This window comes from Microbacterium sp., from assembly GCF_031988965.1.
GTDB lineage: Bacteria > Actinomycetota > Actinomycetes > Actinomycetales > Microbacteriaceae > Microbacterium.
This window is the reverse complement of the sequence record NZ_DALZXX010000045.1, coordinates 1,995-6,875: the sequence shown is the minus strand read 5'-3', so window position 1 is coordinate 6,875 and position 4,881 is coordinate 1,995. Positions and strand designations below refer to the sequence as shown.

The window sequence follows — 4,881 nt, the reverse complement described above, 5'->3', positions numbered from 1 at the left end:
CCCGCCACAGCGACGCGAACTCGCTGCCGTAGGCCTGAGCGGTGTCGCTGTGCACGGTGAAGCGGCGTCGCAGCATCTCCTCGACCTGGGTGCCCATGTCCTCATGGATCGCGGTGGACGTCATGGTCAGACCGCCCCGTGCGCACGCAACTGCGGAAGCTGCTCGACGAGCCAGGGGCTGAAGGCGAAGGGGGCCGCCGCGACCGCGTCGGCGAACTCGGCGGGGTCGACCCAGGCCCACTCGGAGACCTCGTCGGGATCGGGTACGAGGCCGCCGTCGATCCGCGCGACGTGCACGGGGCAGATCTCGTTCTCGACGATGCCGCTCGCGTCGACAGCGCGGTAGCGGTAGTCGGCGAGAACCATGGTCACGTCGGTGACGGTGAGTCCGAGTTCATCCTGTGCGCGGCGGTGCACGGCATCCGTCATGCTCTCGCCGGGGCGCGGGTGTCCGCAGAAGCTGTTCGTCCAGACACCCGGCCAGGTGCGCTTGCTCAACGCGCGGCGGGTGACGAGGATTCGGCCGTTCTCGTCGAGGACATGGCACGAGAAGGCGAGGTGCAGGGGAGTGTGCGTCGTGTGCACCTCGTCCTTCGAGAACACGCCGATCGCTACTCCGTCTTCGGACAGGAGGATGACCTCATCCAACGGGGGAACCTCCAAGATTTCGCTAGCTTAGCTAATTATCAACATAACATGAATCCAATCGTGTGTAGCATGATCCCATGAACAACGGATCTGACGCCAGCCCCCGGGGGAGCGGCTCGTCGGATGTGATCTCTCGTCGGGGACCCATGTCACCTGACGGGCTTGCACACTCGGCGATCTACGATGTCGAATCGAGTGACCCTCGAAGTGTGCTGATCGACCGCTCGGGTGTGGGCCCCGAAGATCTTCAGCAGATCGCCGTCCTCATGGGAGCGCTCGGAGACCTCCGCGACGCCGAGCAGAAGCTGTCGCTGGCCTCGCGCCGCTACATGCGCCTGAACGAGACCGACATGCGGGCGCTGCACTACCTGATCGTCTCCGACAACCGGGGAATGGTGGCGACCCCGGGCGGCATCGCCGCGCACCTCGGCATCTCGACGGCATCGACGACGAAGCTTCTCGATCGTCTCGAGAAGGGGGCGCACATCCGTCGTGCCCCGCACCCCACCGATCGTCGCGCACTCGCGATCACGATCACACCGGAGACCAGGCAGGCGGCGATGGACACCGTCGGCAAGCAGCAGGCGAAGAGGTTCTACTCGGCCGCGCGACTCACACCCGCCGAGCGCGACGTCGTCATCCGATTCCTCTCGGACATGGCCGACGAGATCGCGCTGAAAGACGAGGCCTGGGCGCAGGCCGATGCGGTGCCCTCAGACTGACCCCGCGCACTCGACGAAGCCCTCGGACCTGTTCGGTCCGAGGGCTTCGTCGATGCAGTGGGGGTGGCTCAGTGGGCGGCGTTGTACGCCTCGACCACGGGGGCGGGAATGCGGCCCCGCTCGGACAGCGTGTATCCGTTGTCGTTCGCCCAGGCGCGGATCGCCGCGACCTCGGGGTTGCGGCCGGGCCGCTTGCGAGAAGACGTCGCGGACCGGGCGGCTCCGGACGTACCCGATCGACGCCCCGCCGAGATGTACGGCTCGAGAGCCGAACGCAACTCCTCGGCGTGCTCGGCGTTGAGATCGATTTCGTAGGAGGTGCCGTTCAGCGAGAAATGGACGGTCTCGCCCTCGCCGACCTCGAGAACGCTGCCGTCGATGTCGTCAACCAGCTGGTGCACAATTCGTCTTGCCATAGCGATGACGATACAGCGCGAATGCGAATATCAGAAGCGGATCCACGGATGATATTTCGACTGTCACGTCGATATTCACCCGCAGGCAGAATTCATCGTCAGGGAAGGAGGCCCGCGCGGCGCGCTTTCGTCACCGCAGCGTGGCGCGTCGAGGCGTCGAGTTTCGACATCGCGGTGCCGAGATACGCCTTGACCGTGCCTTCGCGGAGCCCGAGCTGCGCAGCGATCTCGCCGTTCGTCGCACCGAGTGCCGCGCATGCCAGAACATCGGTTTCGCGGCGGGAGAGGTGGATCGTGGGAACCGGCCCCGTCGTCGGATGTGCCGCCGCGTCGCCGGCGAGCAGGACCAGACGCTGCTCGACCTGTGCGATGCGCGCGCGGATGTCGACGTCGTCGACCGAGGCGGCGATGCTGCGGAGCTCGGCGAAGCTCTCGCGCAGCTCCTCCCGTTGGCGGGGTGCGACCGACTCGGGGGCGGGTCCGGCTCCCCGCAGACGCCGATCGACCTCGTCGCGGATGCGCAGTTCGTCTGCCACGGACTGGGCGATCTGCATGGCGGGCGCCGTGGTGACTCCACCGATCGGCGTCCTGTCCCAAGCTCCTGCGTAGAGAACGCCGCGGGGGCGTCCGGCCACGATGATCGGAAGAGCCAACAGGGTGTTCAGTCCTTCACCGAGCACGAAGACGTCGTAGTCGTGGGTGATCTGTCGCGAGGAGCCGTAGTCGTTCGTCATGCGCGGACGCAGCTCCATCATCGCTCGCCCGCCGAGTCCGCGCTCGGGGCGCACACGCAAGCCGTCGAGGCTGCGGGTCCGGTTGCCCACGATGCTCGTGACGCTGACCACGCCCTCATCGATCAGCCCGCCGAACGCCACGGGGAAGCGGGTTCGCTGAGAGAGCTCGCGCACGGCTCTGGCGACGAGCTCGGTCTCGGATTCCATCCCGGTCGCTGTGCTCACGACGACTACCTACTTTCGGGGGTGACGGCACCGTTCCCCGTTTCGTAGCGTCGACCCTACCACTCGCGCGGCCCGCCCGCGCGAGCCGTGAGACATGTGGCAAGGAGGCCCCATGACCGACCATTCACCTGCCGATTCGGCGGACGGAATCGACTACATCGCCGTCGAGGAATCCGAACGTTTCCGCACGCTCAAGCGCACGCAGAGATCTTTCATCTTCCCGCTCGCCGCGTTCTTCCTGATCTGGTACTTCGTGTACGTGCTGCTCGGGGCGTTCGCCACCGACTTCATGGCGCAGCGGGTCTGGGGGGATATCACCGTCGGACTGCTGTTGGGCCTGGGGCAATTCGTCACGACATTCGCCATCACGATGGGATATGTCGCCTTCGCGAATCGCAAGCTCGATCCGATAGCGACCGAGATCCGTGAAGAACTCGAGAAGGCGCAGGGGCACGCATGAACGTCTTCACCGCCACCGGCGAGACTCTCGCGGTCGAGAGCAATCCCATTCTCAATATCTCGATCTTCGTCGCATTCGTCGCGGTGACATTGTTCATCGTCATCCGTGCGAGCCGGAACAACAAGACCGCGGCCGACTACTATGCGGCGGGCCGATCGTTCACGGGGCCGCAGAACGGTTTCGCGATCGCCGGTGACTATCTGTCGGCGGCATCGTTCCTCGGCATCTGCGGGGCGATCGCGATCAACGGCTACGACGGATTCCTCTACTCGATCGGATTCCTGGTCGCGTGGCTCGTGGCGCTGCTGCTGGTGGCGGAGCTCATGCGCAACACCGGCAAGTTCACGATGGCCGATGTTCTGTCCTTCCGTCTCAAGCAGCGACCGGTGCGGATGGCGGCCGCCATCACCACGCTCGCGGTCTGCTTCTTCTACCTGCTCGCGCAGATGGCCGGTGCCGGCGGGCTGGTGTCGCTGCTCCTCGGCATCGACGGGCGGGTCGGACAGTCGATCGTCATCGCGGTCGTGGGTGTGCTCATGATCGTCTACGTGCTGATCGGTGGCATGAAGGGCACCACCTGGGTGCAGATCGTCAAGGCGTTCCTGCTCATCGGCGGTGCCATCGCGATGACCGTGTGGGTTCTCGCGATCCACGGGTTCAACCTCAACACACTGCTCGAGGCGGCGGTGGCGAACTCCGACAAGGGAGACGCGATCCTCGCTCCCGGTCTGCAGTACGGCGCCAACCCGTGGGACTTCCTGTCTCTGGGCATGGCATTGGTGCTCGGCACCGCCGGGCTGCCGCACGTGCTGATGCGGTTCTACACGGTCCCGACCGCCAAGGAGGCGCGTCGGTCGGTGGTGTGGGCGATCTGGCTGATCGGCGGGTTCTACCTGCTGACGCTCGTGCTCGGCTACGGCGCCGGCGCGCTCGTGGGGGCCGACGTCATTGCGGCCGCACCGGGCGGCCCCAACTCGGCGGCTCCGCTCCTCGCCCTGTACCTCGGCGGCCCCGTGCTGCTCGGATTCATCTCGGCGGTGGCGTTCGCCACGATCCTCGCCGTGGTGGCGGGACTCACGATCACGGCCGCGGCCTCGTTCGCGCATGACATCTATGCCAACGTGATCCAGAAGGGCAAGAAGGATGCCGCGGGCAACCCGGTCGAGCCCGACCCGAACGGCGAGGTGCGTGTCGCCCGTCGCACGGTGATCGTGATCGGCATCCTCGCGATCGTCGGAGGAATCGGCGCGCAGGGGCAGAACATCGCGTTCCTCGTCGCGCTGGCCTTCGCCGTCGCGGCGTCCGCGAACCTGCCGACGATCCTGTACTCGCTGTTCTGGCGCCGCTTCACCACGCGCGGCGCCGTGTGGAGCATGTACGGCGGTCTCGGGGCGGCGATCATCCTGATCGTCCTGTCGCCGGTGTTCTCCGGATCGCCCACGTCGATGATCCCCGGGATCGACATCGTGCTGTGGCCGATGAACAATCCGGGCATCGTGTCGATACCCATCGGGTTCTTCCTCGGCTGGCTCGGCACGATCACGAGCCGGACGAAGGAATCCCCGACGCTGGCCGCAGAGATGGAGGTGCGCTCGCTCACCGGCTTCGGAGCCGAGAAGGCGGTCGATCACTGACGGATGCCGCAGCGGTGTCAGTTCTCACCGAGCAGCGTGGAC

General features: G+C 66.1%; 6 protein-coding genes. 3 read left to right on the top strand and 3 right to left on the bottom strand.

Annotation, left to right across the window (positions count from 1 at the left end):
• Positions 1 to 126 precede the first annotated feature (126 nt).
• The gene (gene idi / locus RTM68_RS09745; protein ID WP_312170421.1) at positions 127 to 648 is read right to left on the bottom strand and encodes an isopentenyl-diphosphate Delta-isomerase; all 522 of its coding nucleotides are present in this window, start codon (positions 646 to 648) and stop codon (positions 127 to 129) included.
• A 146-nt stretch (positions 649 to 794) separates the two neighbouring features.
• Here idi and RTM68_RS09740 point away from each other — a divergent pair, with 146 nt between their 5' ends.
• Entirely contained in the window at positions 795 to 1,370 is a 576-nt protein-coding gene (locus RTM68_RS09740) for a MarR family transcriptional regulator (RefSeq protein ID WP_312170444.1), read from the top strand.
• Between the two features lie 68 nt (positions 1,371 to 1,438).
• Here RTM68_RS09740 and RTM68_RS09735 read toward each other — a convergent pair whose 3' ends face one another.
• A complete protein-coding gene (locus RTM68_RS09735) occupies positions 1,439 to 1,786 on the bottom strand; it encodes an Lsr2 family protein (protein ID WP_312170419.1) in 348 nt (115 codons plus the stop codon).
• A 98-nt stretch (positions 1,787 to 1,884) separates the two neighbouring features.
• Complete coding sequence (locus tag RTM68_RS09730; RefSeq protein ID WP_312170417.1) at positions 1,885 to 2,745, bottom strand: LuxR C-terminal-related transcriptional regulator; 861 nt, start codon at positions 2,743 to 2,745, stop codon at positions 1,885 to 1,887.
• A gap of 112 nt (positions 2,746 to 2,857) precedes the next feature.
• On the opposite strand from RTM68_RS09730, the gene RTM68_RS09725 reads away from it, so the two are divergent.
• Together RTM68_RS09725 and RTM68_RS09720 are read left to right on the top strand one after the other, a co-directional pair.
• Positions 2,858 to 3,205 carry a DUF485 domain-containing protein gene (locus RTM68_RS09725; RefSeq protein WP_194763678.1) on the top strand — a complete coding sequence of 116 codons (348 nt, stop codon included), beginning with the start codon at positions 2,858 to 2,860 and terminating at the stop codon, positions 3,203 to 3,205.
• Complete coding sequence (locus tag RTM68_RS09720; protein ID WP_312170414.1) at positions 3,202 to 4,839, top strand: cation acetate symporter; 1,638 nt, start codon at positions 3,202 to 3,204, stop codon at positions 4,837 to 4,839. The genes RTM68_RS09725 and RTM68_RS09720 overlap by 4 nt, the downstream gene beginning before the upstream one ends.
• The last annotated feature ends 42 nt before the right edge of the window (positions 4,840 to 4,881 follow it).